Source organism: Streptacidiphilus albus JL83 (assembly GCF_000744705.1).
Taxonomy (GTDB): Bacteria; Actinomycetota; Actinomycetes; order Streptomycetales; family Streptomycetaceae; genus Streptacidiphilus; species Streptacidiphilus albus.
The window spans coordinates 8737684-8752019 of record NZ_JQML01000001.1 but is presented as its reverse complement, the minus strand read 5'-3'; the positions used below and the strand labels follow the sequence as shown (position 1 = coordinate 8752019).

The 14336-nt window shown below is 70.9% G+C and carries 14 protein-coding genes; 8 read left to right on the top strand and 6 right to left on the bottom strand.

Translation table 11 applies throughout. From position 1 onward, the window contains the following. Positions 1-56: 56 nt before the first annotated feature. Positions 57-497, bottom strand: a complete 441-nt coding sequence (locus tag BS75_RS38080; RefSeq protein WP_034091491.1) for a universal stress protein — start codon at positions 495-497, stop codon at positions 57-59. A gap of 250 nt (positions 498-747) precedes the next feature. On the opposite strand from BS75_RS38080, the gene BS75_RS38075 reads away from it, so the two are divergent. From BS75_RS38075 to BS75_RS38065, 3 genes are all read left to right on the top strand, one after another. Then, positions 748-1380 carry a GNAT family N-acetyltransferase gene (locus tag BS75_RS38075; protein WP_034091490.1) on the top strand — a complete coding sequence of 211 codons (633 nt, stop codon included), beginning with the start codon at positions 748-750 and terminating at the stop codon, positions 1378-1380. Between the two features lie 45 nt (positions 1381-1425). Next, a complete protein-coding gene (locus tag BS75_RS38070) occupies positions 1426-2106 on the top strand; it encodes a ribonuclease H family protein (protein ID WP_034091489.1) in 681 nt (226 codons plus the stop codon). A gap of 95 nt (positions 2107-2201) precedes the next feature. Next, positions 2202-2933, top strand: coding sequence for a class I SAM-dependent methyltransferase (locus tag BS75_RS38065; protein ID WP_034091488.1), 732 nt, complete (start codon positions 2202-2204; stop codon positions 2931-2933). A gap of 158 nt (positions 2934-3091) precedes the next feature. Here the strand turns inward: BS75_RS38065 and BS75_RS38060 are convergent, their stop codons facing one another. Beyond that, complete coding sequence (locus BS75_RS38060; RefSeq protein WP_408022608.1) at positions 3092-3763, bottom strand: phosphotransferase family protein; 672 nt, start codon at positions 3761-3763, stop codon at positions 3092-3094. Between the two features lie 248 nt (positions 3764-4011). After that, entirely contained in the window at positions 4012-5178 is a 1167-nt protein-coding gene (locus tag BS75_RS38055; RefSeq protein WP_034091486.1) for a hypothetical protein, read from the bottom strand. A gap of 148 nt (positions 5179-5326) precedes the next feature. On the opposite strand from BS75_RS38055, the gene BS75_RS38050 reads away from it, so the two are divergent. Together BS75_RS38050 and BS75_RS38045 are read left to right on the top strand one after the other, a co-directional pair. Next, complete coding sequence (locus BS75_RS38050; protein ID WP_034091485.1) at positions 5327-6031, top strand: hypothetical protein; 705 nt, start codon at positions 5327-5329, stop codon at positions 6029-6031. A gap of 325 nt (positions 6032-6356) precedes the next feature. Then, the gene (locus tag BS75_RS38045; protein WP_152646065.1) at positions 6357-6962 is read left to right on the top strand and encodes a hypothetical protein; all 606 of its coding nucleotides are present in this window, start codon (positions 6357-6359) and stop codon (positions 6960-6962) included. A gap of 677 nt (positions 6963-7639) precedes the next feature. On the opposite strand, the gene BS75_RS38035 is transcribed toward BS75_RS38045, so the two are convergent. The 3 genes from BS75_RS38035 to BS75_RS38025 all read right to left on the bottom strand — a co-directional run bounded on the left by BS75_RS38035 (position 7640) and on the right by BS75_RS38025 (position 8529). Then, a complete protein-coding gene (locus BS75_RS38035) occupies positions 7640-8104 on the bottom strand; it encodes a hypothetical protein (RefSeq protein WP_034091482.1) in 465 nt (154 codons plus the stop codon). Between the two features lie 6 nt (positions 8105-8110). Beyond that, positions 8111-8260, bottom strand: coding sequence for a hypothetical protein (locus BS75_RS38030; protein WP_156164329.1), 150 nt, complete (start codon positions 8258-8260; stop codon positions 8111-8113). An 89-nt stretch (positions 8261-8349) separates the two neighbouring features. Next, the gene (locus tag BS75_RS38025) at positions 8350-8529 is read right to left on the bottom strand and encodes a hypothetical protein (RefSeq protein ID WP_034091480.1); all 180 of its coding nucleotides are present in this window, start codon (positions 8527-8529) and stop codon (positions 8350-8352) included. Positions 8530-8964: 435 nt separating this feature from the next. Between BS75_RS38025 and BS75_RS38020 the strand changes: the two genes are divergently transcribed. From BS75_RS38020 to BS75_RS38010, 3 genes are all read left to right on the top strand, one after another. Further along, the gene (locus BS75_RS38020) at positions 8965-10218 is read left to right on the top strand and encodes a carbohydrate-binding protein (protein WP_034091479.1); all 1254 of its coding nucleotides are present in this window, start codon (positions 8965-8967) and stop codon (positions 10216-10218) included. Between the two features lie 368 nt (positions 10219-10586). Further along, the gene (locus BS75_RS38015; protein ID WP_034091478.1) at positions 10587-11372 is read left to right on the top strand and encodes an ABC transporter ATP-binding protein; all 786 of its coding nucleotides are present in this window, start codon (positions 10587-10589) and stop codon (positions 11370-11372) included. A gap of 60 nt (positions 11373-11432) precedes the next feature. Beyond that, positions 11433-14000, top strand: a complete 2568-nt coding sequence (locus BS75_RS38010; RefSeq protein WP_231608012.1) for an ABC transporter permease — start codon at positions 11433-11435, stop codon at positions 13998-14000. Positions 14001-14336: the final 336 nt, after the last annotated feature.

Genomic DNA, 14336 nt, shown 5'->3' with positions numbered 1-14336 from the left:
CAGGCAGGCGACGTTGCGGGCCCGCGCCGCCTGCCTGCCGCGCGCCCGGCATCGACTCAGCGGACGTGCACCGGGGCGGGGGCGGAGCGGCTCAGCCGGGCGGCGACCGAGAACGTCCGGCCCCAGCGGCGACGGGTCCGGCCGAGGACGATGGCCCCCGCGCCGGCCGCGCGGGCCGTGTACCGCAGGAACGCGGTGGCCGCGCCGATCCGGGAGGTGAACTCCCAGTCCACCGGTTCGCCCAGCATCCGGATCTCGGCCAGGGTCCGGACGAAGTCCGCCTGCGCCCAACCGGACTGCCACGGCGTCAGCGCCAGTCCGCCGGGGGTGCACCAGGCGCCGAGCGGGGGTTCCGCGTAGGCCAGTACCAGGTGGACCGGGGCTCCGCGCAGCCGGTCCACGACCGTGTGCAGCGCCGAGTCGGCGGACTCGCTGCCGTCATAGCCCAGCAGCACGCAGGAGGGCAGGTCACCGCCGGTGCGGATCGGCTCTCGCATCGCCGACCTCCTTGTCGACGCGGGCGGAGGGGTGGGCTCCGCTACCGATGAGGTGCTCGCGGACCGTCAGCTTAGGAGCGGCAGTGACCAGGGGCAATGACCATGACGATCATATTTTCCGAGTCGCCGCACGGAAAAATGCGGAGCGCCGGGGCGGGCAGCTGTCCTAGCGTTCGCTCCCGACCGGGGCAGACGGCTCCGGTCGAAGGACGGTCGAGTGACGGTCGAACGCCGAACGGAGCGAGGGACGATGGAATTCAAGCTCGAAGGACCGGTGCTGGAGGGAGAGACGGTCCGGCTGGAGCCCTTGGGCCACCGGCATGCGGCCGATCTGGCGCTGGCCGCCGAGGAGGGCCGGGACTCCTTCGGCTACACCTGGGTGCCCCGGGCGGCCGAGGTCGGCGGCTACATCGACGCCCAGCTCGAACGGGCCGCCGACGGACGCCTCGCCCCGTACGCCCAGGTCTCCCTGGCCACCGGACGCGCGGTCGGGGCCACCGCCTACCTGGAGCCGAGGCTCTGGCGCAGCGGCGGCCGGCTGCTGGCGGTGGAGGTGGGCTTCACCTGGCTCGCCCCGTCCGCCCAGGGCACCGGGCTCAACGCCGAGGCCAAGCTGCTGCTCTTCCGCCAGGCCTTCGAGGGCTGGCAGGTCTCCCGGGTCGACCTCAAGACGGACGCCCGCAACAGCCGCTCCCGCGCCGCCATCGCCGGGACCGGCGCACGGTTCGAGGGCGTCCTCCGCAACTGGTCCGAGTCCTGGGCCCCGGGCGAGCACGGCCGGCTCCGCGACAGCGCCGTCTTCTCCATCACCGAGGCCGAGTGGCCCGGCTGCCGGACCGGTCTCGAAGCCCGCCTGGCCGCCGGGCGGGCGGCCCGCTGCTGACGATCGGGCGGCGGCGGCCGGTCACGGGCCTGGCATGATGGCGGCATGGTCGTTCGCATGATTGCTGCCTGTGACGGGGCAGCCAAGGGAAATCCCGGGCCCGCCGCCTGGGCGTGGGTGCTCGCCGACGGCGGGGCGCAGCCGCAGCGCTGGGCGGCCGGTCCGCTCGGCCGGGCGACGAACAACGTCGCCGAGCTGACCGCGCTGGAGCAGCTGCTCGCCGAGACCGACCCGGCGGTGCCGCTGGAGGTCCGGATGGACTCCACCTATGCGATGAAGGCCGTCTCGACCTGGATCGCGAACTGGAAGCGCAACGGGTGGAAGAGCTCCAGCGGCAAGCCGGTGGCCAACCAGGAGCTGGTCCGGCGCATCGACGAGCTGCTGACCGGCCGTGACGTGACCTTCGTGCACGTGGCCGCGCACCAGGTCGGCGGCGATCCGCTGAACGCCATCGCCGACCAGGCCGCGAGCCAGGCGGCGGTCAGCCAGCAGGCCGCGAGCGGCACCGGGGCCGACGCCCCCGTGCCCTCCGCCGCGCGCGCCTCGGCGCCGAAGAGCCGACCGGCCGGCTCCGGCGGGGCCTCGAAGGCGAAGTCCCCGAGGGGCACCATCCCGGCCCGGTTCGCCGGACGCTGCCGCTGCGGCAAGTCCTATGCCAAGGGCGAGCAGATCGCCAAGAACCCGGACGGCTGGGGCCATCCGGCCTGCGCCACCGCCGAGGGCTGAGCCGAGGGCTGAGAGCCGAGGCCCGGAGCGAGAGCCGGCCCGGGCCGGCCCCGGATCGGCCCCCGCGCCGCCACGGATGGCGATACGCTGCCCGGATGTTCTCCCCGCAGGGCCCGACCCTCCGTGAACTGGCGGTCCAGGCGCTCTCCTCCACCGAGCGCGGATACGACCTGCTGGCCCCCAAGTTCGACCGCACCCCGTTCCGGACCCCGGACGCCGTGCTGGACGCCGTGGCCGGGGCGCTGGAGCCGCTGGGGCCGTTCGACGCCGGACTCGACCTCTGCTGCGGCACCGGCGCCGGCGTCGAGGTACTGCGGAAGCTCTGCCGGACCCGGGTCCTGGGCGTCGACTTCAGCGCCGGCATGCTGGACGTCGCCCGTGCCTCCGAGCCGCCGTCGTCCGACGGACCGGTGGTCGGCTGGCTCCGGGCCGACGTCCGGCGGCTGCCGTTGACCCCCACCTTCGACCTGGCGGTGAGCTTCGGGGCCTTCGGCCACTTCCTCCCCGAGGAGCGCCCGACCCTCTTCACCGAGGTGCACCGCGCCCTGCGGCCCGGCGGCCTGTTCGCCTTCCCCGTGGGCGCGCCGCCCCGGGTCGGCTCCCTCCCCTACTGGACGCTGCTGGGCTTCGACGCCGCGATGCGGGTCCGCAACGCCCTGCTGCGCCCGCCGTTCGTCATGTACTACAGCACCTTCCCGCTGTCCGGAGTCCGCTCGGACCTGGAGCGGACGGGCTTCACGGTGGAGACCCTGCCGCTGCCCGGATTCGGCCTGCGGGACGACGGCAGCCCGCGCGGCCGACTGGTGCTGGCGCGACGCCCGGACTGAGCCCGGCGGTGTCCCTCGGTTGCCGCGAGCCGAGGTGCCGGCGCGGTTCTGGTGCGAGGTCCTGGACATCGTCGTGCTCGGCCGCGAGGACGACGGCTCGACGGAGATCGGGCCGCGCGAGGGCTTCGGCGGTCCGCGGCCGAGGCCGATCACGGGCGTCAGAACACGTCAGGCGGGGGCAGCAGGCTCCGGAACGTCTCATGGATATGCGATGCAAGGTCACCGATGGCCGCCGTGGCCTGCCGACAGACCACCTCGATGAACCGCTCCCGCGCTACCCAGGGGGCCCCCTCCCAGTCCGGGAACTGGGACAGCCAAGCGCGTGCCTCAGCGGGCGTGCGACCGGCGTCCATGAGCCGTACGGCCGTCTGCGCCGGGTCCACCCAGGACGGGCCGAGAGCGGGCATGGCCCAGTCCACCAGGTACCCGCGCTGCTCGGTGATCAGCAGGTTGTGCGGGTTGGTATCCGTGTGCAGCAGCGCCGTACCGGCCAGTGCCTCAGCGTCGCCGGGCCGAAGGTGGGGACGGTATCGAGCGACCAGTGACGGCACCTCGTAGCCGACTGGCGGGCGGCAGGATCGCGCCCGCTTGAGAAGGTGGGCGACCGTCCGCAGGTCGGCCGATCCGGGGCCGAGGTCAGCGTGCCGACCGTCCACGTAATCGAACCCGATCAGGTGCCACTCGTCGGCGACGGCTTCCCAGCGAAGCGCCGGGCTGACCCGCTGCACCGCAGTGTTCAGCGCAATCTCGGTGAGCTGCGCCTCGAGGGATGGGAAGTCGCTCGTCGGCACTCCCTTGACGAACCAGACATGTCGATCCGTGGTCAGCATCAGTGCCGTCCGGCAGGTGATTCCATCGGCCACGGTCTCAGCGCGGATGACCTTGCCGGTTCGCTGTTGGACAGCCTCCCGGACACCCGCCGGAAGGTCGGCCCAGTCCACATGTGGTTGCACTTTTCTCCGTTCCGAAGAGGTAGGAGGGAACCCCGGTGGGCTCCCTCCCCGATCTGCTACGGCATCACTGGGTGTAGCCGCACTTGATGCACCGGTACTTGGCGCTCCACAGCTGGAACTGATGGTCACCGCCCGCCGGGCAGTTCCCCGTCGTGATGGGCCGGAACGGCTCCCCCACCACGGGCATGGGGATGATCGGCACGCCAGTGACAGGCGGTCGGACGTTCGGGAGCATTGCCGTTCTCCTTCCGTCGGTTCCTCAATCTTGGCGCCCGCCCCGGAAAGAAGCGGGTGTCTTGGAGCCGCCTACGGCACACGGCCATGGGTAGAGCACCAGCCCACACAGGGAGAGTTCCGTCCGTGCAGGCCGTAGCCGGCTCCCGCCTGACCCCGTGACCACCACGTTCAACCCAGGCCCCACGACGAAACGGACGCATCGTCACGAACCGTACTCTCAGAAGGTTCAGCGCAGCGGGGCCCTTGATGCCCACACTGCTGAACGTCGACTCGACGTGGAACAGCGCCTCGGCGAGGGAATCGGGGTTCTGCCCAACCTGTCCGGCCAGGTTCAGGACTCCGCTGCCCAGAGAGGCAAGCTGCCCCTTGGCCACGTTCGCCTGCGTGTTGAGCGTCGTGATCTCCGCGTTGAACTGGGTCGCGCCCTTGATCGCCTCGAACACCCCGATGCCCGCCGCCGCCAGGCCGAGGGCGTACTTCGACAGGCCGCTTGCGGTCTCGCCCATCGCGTCAGAGGACTGCGAGGCAGACGCCGCCGCTGCGTCTCCGCTGGCGGTGGCGGCTGCCGCACCCTCCGCGCCGGCGGTCTTCATCTCCGTTGCTGCTGTCGTGGCCGCTGCCGCCGCTGTGCCGAAGCCGGAGTCCAGCCCAGCGAGGGAGGCATCCGCCGTCGCCAGGCTCTCCTTGACGGTGGCGGCCATCTCCTCGGCCGCACCGGAGATCGCGCCGAACGCCGGCGTCACCACGTCGCTCGCGGTGCCCGCCGCCTTGGCCAGGGCCCGCAGCGCGGAGGCCACGCTGCGCACGGAGGCCTTCACGCTGGCCAGCGGCTCGACGATGCCCTCGGCGAGCTCGACCGCTACATCAAGGATGATCTTGAAGCTGTCGGCGGCGATCTTCGAGGACGCGTCGAGCTGCTCGGCCATCGCCTGGGCCGCTTTGCTGATCGTGCTGGTGGCGTCCTCGCCGACACCCGCGGCGTCGGTCAGGGAGGTGGTGAATGGGTCGGTGACGGCCTGGAGGGTCAGGTACAGGTCGCCGACCTCGCTCGACATCTCGCCCCCCGGCCCTGCTGTTCAGCTATGTGGATTGCGTGCGAATGATCACCAAGCCGGGCTGCGGTGCGAGGCGGCCGTGGTCGCTGGGGCGCACGGCACGGGGGTGGATCAGATGAGCGGGCGCAGAGGCGCGCAGAGGCAACCCATGAGCGTGGCCGCGAAGTTCGGCCTCGGAACCGGCGCGGCGTGCGGCATCGCTATCGCGGTCTGGCTCGTCCACCCTGCGGCGTTGCAGACCCCGACCGCCATCACAACCGCGGCCAGCAGCACGGTGGCGACCGCGTCGAGCAGGCCCTCGCCGAGCAGTGCGGCCAACGCGCCCGCGAAGCCGACCCCCAAACCGGCGGCCAACCCGACCTGGACTTCTCCCGGCTCTCCGCAGTGCGCCATCACCTACAACAGCGACGCCAACGGCGGAACGACATGGACCGCGACAACCACCGTCGCCGGGGAGATCAAGACCGACGACACCAACAACTGGCCGGGCGACCACGTCGCCCCCAGCTTCGGTCTCGACACCCTCGATGTGCAGGTACCGGTCGGCCAGACGCCGTTCTCCACCGACGCACCCCTGAACACGGTCACCGACATCTCCGGCGTCCTGTATGTCCCCGACGTTGCCAACGCGACGACGTCCTACGGCTGCTCGGTTGCCCCGGCGGCCAAGGGCACCGGGAACGGTTCGTTCGCCGCCACCACGGGCATCGGCGAGATCATGGCGCCATCCGGGCGCTACTACAACGCGGGCGACAACTGCCCGGCAGTCGACGCAGGCCGCAGCACCGTCACCGACCAGGGCCGCACTATCACCTGCATGCTGGGAGCTGGCCAACACCACTGGCGCTACTGACTCGACGCCGCAGAACCTCAGGTCCAGGATCGACAGCTGGCCGAAGTTGTCAATGACACCTGGAGTGAGTCATGGCACATGCGGGAAGCAAACACCGCAAACCAGTGCATTTTCGCCGCCCAGTTGATTGTTCGCGGCCATGCAGAGGATGAGTACCCCCCCAGGCGGGGGGCGTGGCCCGTCGAATGGAGTGCTGTCGGTGCCGACGGATCCGTGTGACGATTCCCAGGCTTCACAAGCCCTCCACACGGGCTTCATACCTGACGACCATGGACGTTCAATGCGCCTCTCCCGTATATTCCTGCCCGCTGTAGCGGCCCTGGCCTTGGCAACCACTGCACTTCCCGCCTACGCAGACGCCACGCCTGGCACCCCCGCGAGCGCCAACGCCCCGGTCTTCGACACAACAGCATCGGGCGGTCCGGCGACCACCGGCACCAGCCCGGACTCCGGACCTGACAGCTCCACCACCGGCACCCCCAAGGGCGCCTCACCGATGGTCTGCACCCGCGGCGGCTCCTCCGTCTGGACGACGCAGACGAAGAGCTCCACCTTCCTCCCTGTTGCCCTGGCCACCCAGATCAAGGGCCCCGCGACCATCCAGGGAGCGGTCAGCGCCGGTACCACTGTCGGCGCGAGCGTCACCGGGGCCGCGAAGTGGGAGGTCGGCGCCCTCCTCGCCAAGGCCGAAGGGACCCTGAGTATCACCCTGTCAGCCAGCGTGACGACCGGGATCGCCTACACCGTCACCAAGCCCATCCCCGCCGGGGTGGTCGGCCACATGCAACTGGGCATCAGCGGCTACAAGGTCACCTTCAACACGTACGAAATCGCTGCCCCGTGCAGAATTGTCCTCGTGTCCTCCAAAAGCGTGACCGCTCCCCTGAAGGGGGCAGCGTTCGAATGGAACTACTGGCAGACCAAGTCATGACCGGGCCGATCCGCCGCACGGTCCTGCTGGCGCTGGCCACCACGACGGCCCTGCTGGCCCTCACCGCATGCGACAGCGGCACGCACGCCAGCGTCAGCGCCGTACACACCACCACCCAATCCAGCCCGTCGGCATCAGCGGGCGCGGTGACCATGGGCGGAACCGATACCGCGACGGCAGCACAGCCCGCCGCTTTCGCCGTCGGCGCCCCAGGGTTCCCTGCCACGGGCGGGAACGTGACACTGTCCTGCTCCGACGACGCCACCATCGTGGTGAAATCCCATGGGGACCCGGACAGGACGGTCTCATGCCCAGGGGACACGACTTGGCACGAGGGACCAGGCCCCCGCTCCTTCTCCGCACACCCCACCGGCACCCAGTCAGTGACGCTGACGTGGAGCACAACGGTCGCCCCTCTGCAGTGACCGCAGCCCTGGAGCCCAGCGGCTCCTAGAACGAGCCCGGAGAAGGCATCGGGGGCTGGTACTCCGCAGGGGTGAGACCAGCCCGGACGCTCTCTCCGGGCTCCGCTGCACGTGCGATGCCACCAGCACGCAAGGCTCCTGACAGCCCACACCAAGAACCCCGCCGTTTCGCTGCGGTCACATCCTGAGCCGCCAGCCGTCCGGTCTCACACGAGCCGCCGACGGCGAAGAATGCAGCCAGCATCCCTGTGCTCAGCCCCCGGTCGTCCAGCCAGTCTCGTTGAAGACTTTCGCGAACAGCAGCGCCGCGGTCTTGGCGGAGCGGTCGCCGGCGGGCTTGAGCCAGGGATAGGTGATGCCGTGGTCACCGGTCTCCAAGTAGTAGCCGTACCGGTGCGCCGAGGTCCGGCGCCTGCCGCCGTAGGGCGGGGTGTAGCCGGTACGCGGCCCGACCCTCGTGGACCAGCCCCCGGGACTCGGCGTGATCTCGTTGTGGCCGATGGAGGCCAGCAGCGTCCCGGAGATCTTCGCCGGGCCTTCGCCCGGCCGGGCCGGGGTCGGCGTGCCGTAGGCGTGCTCACCGTTGTGCGCGGTGATCCGGGCCTGCTCCTCCACTGCCACGGCCAGGAGCTCCAGGCCGACCCGGGCGCGCTCGACACCGGTCTCGGCGATCCGCGCGAGCGCCGCCCGCGCCACGCCCTCGGCCAACTCGCCCATGCGGCCTCACTCCTTGTTCGCGCGCTCGTCCGCCGCCCGCTGCGCCTCGCGCCGCGCCGCCAGCAGATCCCAGGACACCCGGCGGACATAGGGCGGGGTAGCCAGAAGGTCGCCCCATGACCAGTGGAAGGCGAGCATGAGCTCGACCCACTGCACCTCAACCGGCACCGTCCCGGACGACCACGTCCCGCCGTACACGGATTCCGCCGGCCACAGCACGTCGTTGAAGTACGAGGAGTCGAGCTCTACTGAGGGTCCTGGAGCTCCCGGAACACGCGCACGATCTGCCGGACCACCCCCAGCGGAGCCTTCCGCAGCAGCCCCGCGTCGGGAAACTCCGGCAGCATCGGCGGCGTATCCGCATCGCTCGACCCGTCCCCCATACTCCAGCGGCGCAGCAACTTCGCGACGGTCTCGTAGATCACCGACTCGTCCCGGCGAGGCTTGCGGCGATGCCACCATGCCCAAGACCTCCAGAACCGTGTCTCAGACACGTCCGGAGACCCCGAAGGCAATGAGTTCTGTCTGCTCAGGGCCCGCCTCAACCCGCTCTGACGGTCTCGACGCCGGCGCCAACTGCGGCCGCCTCCACGCCGACCGTCTCCCCCCTTCATCGGGCACTGATTGACGTCTCATCAGTCCACCTCCTCACAGCACCCGCTGACGCCACGTCATCGGGGGACGACGCTGCGCACATCGCCGTTCGGCCGGCGCGGCCACGCTCCCATCAGCCGGGTAGGGGAATTGGTCCAGACCTTGACAGCCAACTTGGCCTAGGCCAAATTGACCGGGTACACGCAGAGTCGGCGCCGGCCTGCCATCCCCCACAGAACCGCATCAACGCTCGACGAGGTGGACAGATGCGAAGAATTACGGCGTTCTTCCCCGCAGCGATGGCCGGCACGATCCTCGCGGCCGGCGCCATGCTGGTGACCGCGGGAGCCGGCCACGCGGCGACCACGGGCACCCCGGCCCTCGGCAGCAACTGGTACGGCTCCGCGCCGTACTACTACACCCTGGACTCCGACGCCCCGGACCTCGGCCAGGTGATGAGCGCGACCGGGCAGAAGGCCTTCGAGTTGGCCTTCATCCTGGCGCCCAACGGCGGCGGCTGCACCCCGACCTGGGACGGCACCGACCCGGTGTCCAGCGACACCCAGGTCGCCGCGGTCATCAACGAGGTGCGCGCCGACGGCGGCGACGTCTCGGTGTCGGCCGGCGGCTACGGCGGCACCAAGCTCGGCCAGGAGTGCGGCACCCCGGCCGCCACCGCGGCCGCCTACCAGCAGGTCATCACCGCCTACGGCCTGCACGCGATCGACTTCGACCTCGAAGAGCCGGAGATCGAGAACTCCACGGCCATCAACAACGAGTTGGGCGCGGCCCAGATCCTCCAGGCGGACAACCCGGGGCTCTACGTCTCGGTGACCATCCCCTCGACGACCACGGGCGCGAACTACTTCGGCGGACTGCTGCTCGACAACGCCAAGTCCCTCGGATTCACCCCCGACAACTACTCGATCATGCCCTTCGACGGCGGCTTCTCCGGCGGGTCCAGCCAGGTCACCGCGTTGCAGGACTTCAACGCCCAACTGGTGAGCACCTTCGGCTGGAGCTCGGCCAAGGCCTACGCCCATGAGGGCGTCTCGATGATGAACGGCCGTACGGACTCCGCCGAGTACTTCTACCAGTCGGACTTCCAGACCGTGCTGAGCTTCGCCGAGTCGGTCGGGATGGCGCGGTACACCTTCTGGGATGTCAACCGCGACCGCGAGTGCAACCCTCCGGACAACAACGGCGTCCTGTCCGGCGAGTGCAGCAGCGTGACCCAGAACGCCTACGACTTCACCAAGTACACGACGGAGTTCGCCGGCGCGACACCGCCGGTGACGATGCCGACGTCGACGATCACCGCCTCGCCCAGCAACTCCACCAGTGCGAGCCCGACCTCGGGTTCCGGCGGCTCGTGCGCGACGGCCTGGAGCTCCTCCGCCGCCTACACCTCGGGCCAGGAGGTCTCCTACAACGGGGACAACTGGACCGCCAACCAGTGGAACGACGACGAGGTGCCCGGCGGCTCGTCCGGGGCCTGGACCAGCGACGGTCCCTGCTGACCCACCGGGCGGACGGCTGACCGCCCGGCACCGCAGCGACGCAGCACCGCAGCACCGCAGCACCGCACGCCGGCGTCCGGCGGCCGGGTCGACCCGGCCGCCGGACGCCGCTGCGTCCGCCCCCGGCGGCGGTCGGCTCAACCCCGGGGCCGATTGCTCCACCCCTGGGCCGAGCGGCAGCCCTGAGACCGACCCCCGAGTAGCCCTCAGACCGTCTCAGGGTTTCCCCCGAAGGAGCTTCCCGGGCGCGCTCCTCCCGGTGGCCGACCCCCGGCCACCCCCCTCGGCCCTAGCGTCAGATGCAGCGTAATTCCCGCTTCGGGAAAGGCGCTTGGACCCCCTCCCAGCATCCGACCAAGGAGCCCGCCGTGACCTCGGCAGCAGCCCTGTACCAGACCGACGGCAGCCCGGAGCGGACCGCCGTCGCCGCCCGAGCCCGCCAGGTGACCAAGGCGTACGGGTCCGGCGAGACCCGGGTGACCGCGCTCGACGCCGTGGACGTCGACATCGCCCGGGGGCGCTTCACCGCGATCCTCGGCCCCTCCGGATCCGGCAAGTCCACCCTGATGCACTGCCTGGCCGGGCTGGACACGGTCACCTCGGGCCGGATCTGGATCGGCGAGACGGAGGTGACCGGGCTGAAGGACAAGCAGCTGACCCGGTTGCGCCGGGACAGCGTCGGCTTCATCTTCCAGGCGTTCAACCTCCTGCCGACCCTGAACGCGCTGGAGAACATCACCCTGCCGATGGACATCGCCGGCCGGAAGCCCGACCGCGCCTGGCTCGACTCCGTGGTCGAGACCGTGGGCCTGGCCGACCGGCTCAAGCACCGCCCCGGGCAGCTCTCCGGCGGCCAGCAGCAGCGGGTCGCCGTGGCACGGGCGCTGGCCTCCCGGCCCGAGATCATCTTCGGGGACGAGCCGACCGGCAACCTGGACTCGCGGGCCGGCGCCGAGGTGCTCGGCTTCCTCCGGCGCAGCGTGGACGAGCTCGGCCAGACCATCGTCATGGTCACCCACGACCCGGTCGCGGCCGGCTACGCGGACCGGGCCCTGTTCCTCGCGGACGGTGCGCTGGTAGACGAGATGACCGACCCCACGGCCGACGCCGTACTCGACCGGATGCGCCGCTTCGACGGCCGCCGCAGCAGCTGACGGGGGCTGGACACCATGCTGAAGACCTCCCTGCGCAGTTTCTTCGCACACAAGGGCCGAATGGCCCTTTCCCTGGTCGCGGTGATGCTCAGCGTCGCCTTCGTCTCCGGGACCCTGGTGTTCACCGACACGGTGGACCGGACCTTCTCCAGACTCTTCGCCGCCACCTCCGCCGATGTGACGATCAGTCCGAACACGCCGTCCTCCGGCTCGGGGCAGAGCGTCTACACCAAGCCGGAGAGCGTACCCGGCTCCATGGTCGCCCGGGTCTCCTCACTGCCCGGCGTCAAGGACGCCTACGGCGAGGTCGACAGCGAGTCGCTGGCGGTGACCGACGCCGCCGGCAACCAGGTGGGGCCGAGCGGCGGCGCACCCACCATCGGCGCGAACTGGTACCCGACCTCGCACTCCGTGGTCCAGCTGACGTCCGGTCAGGCCCCCGAGGGCGCCGGGCAGGTGGTGGTCGACTCCAGCACGGCGAGCAAGGCCCACCTGGTCATCGGGGACCAGCTGTCGCTGGTGACCGAGACCGGCGACTACCACGCCACCATCTCCGGCATCGCGACCTTCACCACCACCAACCCGGGTGCCGGACTGTTCTACTTCGACACCGCGACCGCCCAGCGGTTGCTGCTCGGCAGCACCACCGCCTTCAGCGACGTCGCGATCGACACCGCCCCCGGCTACACCGACGCCCAGGTGCAGCACTCCGTCGAGCAGCTGCTCGACGCGAGCGGCACCAGCGCCACCAGCAGCACCAGCAGTAGCAGCGCCGTCTACACGGTGCAGACCAAGGCGCAGGCCGCCGCCGCGGACCAGAGCGACCTGGGCTCCTTCCTCGGCGTGATGAAGGACGCCATGCTGGGCTTCGCCGCCATCGCGGTGCTGGTCGGCATCTTCCTGATCTTCAACACCTTCTCGATGCTGGTGGCCCAGCGCACCCGGCAGCTGGGGCTGCTGCGGGCGATCGGCGCGAGCCGGCGCCAGGTCAACCGCTCGGTGCTGACCGAGGCGCTGCTGCTCGGGGTGGTCGGCTCCACCCTCGGGATCGCGGCCGGCGTCGGGCTGGCCGTCGGGCTGGTGAAGCTGATGGCGCTGACCGGGATGCAACTGGACCTGTCGCAGCTGGACTTCGCCTGGTCCACACCGGTCGTCGGCTACACCGTCGGCATCCTGGTCACCCTGGTCTCCGGCTACCTGCCGGCCCGCCGGGCCTCCCGGGTCTCGCCGATGGCGGCGATGCGGGACGCCGGCACCCCGAGCGAGCGCCGGGCCTCGATCGTGCGCTCGGCCGTGGGCCTGCTGCTGGCGGCCGGCGGCATCGGCGCCCTGGTCGCCGCCGCCACCACCCACGCGGCCGGCACCGCCGGCGTCTACCTGGCCGGCGGCGTGCTGCTGACGCTGCTCGCCGCAGTGGTGCTCGGCCCGCTGCTGGCGGCACTGGTGGTGCGGGTCCTCGGCTCGGCGCTGCCGCTGTTCTTCGGTCCGGTCGGCCGACTGGCCCAGCGCAACGCGCTGCGCAACCCCCGGCGCACCGGGGCGACCGCCGCCGCGCTGATGATCGGGCTGGCCCTGGTGGCCGGGCTGTCGGTGGTCGGCTCCTCGATCGTCTCCTCGGTCGACTCGGAGGTCAGCTCCTCGGTCGGGGCCGACTTCGTGGTGATAGCCGACGGCGGGCTGCCGGTCACCGGACCGGCCCTCCAGGCCGTACAGCGGACCCCGGGCCTCAGCCATGTCACCGAGCAGAAGGAGGTCGGGCTCAAGCTGACCACCCCGGACGGGAAGACCACCGGCCAGACCGTCGAGGCCAGCGACGCGAGCTTCACCCAGGACTACCGGATGGACGCGGTCGCCGGCAGCGCCACCGCCATCTACACCGGCCACGGCATCAGCGTCACCCAGTCCTACGCCACCGACCACCACCTGACGGTAGGTCAGGACATCACGGTGACCTTCCCCGGCGGACGGACCGCCCCGGTCCCGGTGGAGGCGATCACCAAGAACACCGGCTCGCTGTTCAACGGGGCGTTCTTCATCGGCCTGGACACCGTGCGGCAGTACACGCCGGCCGCCGAGATGCCGGGCGACGTGATGCTCTACGCCTCCACCGCGCAGGGCGCCTCCGCCGACACCGCGTACTCGGCGCTCAAGCGGGAGCTGCGCCCGTACCCCCAGCTCATGGTGAAGAACCAGGCCGACTACAAGGCGCAGGTCCAGAGCCAGATCAGCGGGATCCTCAACCTGGTCTACGGGCTGCTGGCGCTGGCGATCGTGGTCGCCGTGCTCGGGGTGGTCAACACCCTGGCGCTGTCGGTGGTGGAGCGCACCCGGGAGATCGGCCTGATCCGGGCGATCGGCCTGTCCCGGCGCCAGCTGCGCCGGATGATCCGGCTGGAGTCGGTGGTGATCGCGCTCTTCGGCGCGGTGCTCGGCCTCGGCCTCGGCCTGGGCTGGGGCGTGGTGGCCCAGCGGCTGCTGGCGCTGGAGGGGATGACCTCGCTCAGCATTCCGTGGCCGACGATCGCGGGGGTCTTCGTCGGCTCGGCGGTGGTCGGGATGCTCGCCGCCCTCGCCCCGGCGTTCCGGGCCGCGCGGATGAACGTCCTGGCGGCCATCGCCAGCGACTGAGCCGCGTCCCGCGCCGACGGGACACCAGCACGGCCGAAGGGCCGGTGCGCTGCTGCCGGGGGGCAGCAGGGCGCCGGCCCTTCCGGCATGACAGGTCGTCAGCGTCTGGCCACTGCTTGTTCGCGCTCACAAGTCTCTCGGTCCGCGACCTTGACGAGACATGACACCAGAGCCATAGTGATGGCCATCGCGCAGACAGGCGCACCCACCACCCGCACGCCTGCACCACACCATCGGCAGCAAAATTGTTAGCGCTCACATTCTCCTGGCCCAGGCAGCGGCCCGTCCCGCCGGCCCGCGCAGACCCTCGACCCCATCTCTGCGTGCCCGCACCCG